General features: G+C 61.6%; 1 pseudogene. It reads right to left on the bottom strand.

What is annotated here, in order from left to right:
* Window positions 1-310, bottom strand: a pseudogene (locus MUW49_RS20890) (IS3 family transposase); the annotation flags it as partial.

The following is a 310-nucleotide window of genomic DNA, read 5'->3' as shown; positions in this document are numbered from 1 at the left end:
TGCTCCGGCTCGGGTTTCTCGGGCCGCTCCGGATTTAGCATCACGGCACCGATAGGTGTCCAGTCTCGCGTCTTGCCACTCCACCTCGCTGGGTGTTGTGCTCGGGCGGCCTGGTACACAGCATCCCGTTTCGCCAGCAGGGCTTTATCGTCACCCCGATGCCGCTCGTTGGGTGTGACGAAGCGGATACGGCTATGCCGGTGCTCTTCGTTATACCAGGCCATAAAGTCGCGCACCCACTCCCTGGCCGCTTCCAGACTGGCAAAGCCGTCTGATGGCCACTGCGGACAGTACTTCAGCGTCCTGAACA

This window comes from Aeromonas sp. LsrichE-8G (assembly GCF_022869435.1).
GTDB lineage: Bacteria > Pseudomonadota > Gammaproteobacteria > Enterobacterales > Aeromonadaceae > Aeromonas > Aeromonas caviae.
The sequence above is the reverse complement of the archived record's forward strand: the minus strand, read 5'-3'. Positions and strand labels throughout refer to the sequence as shown.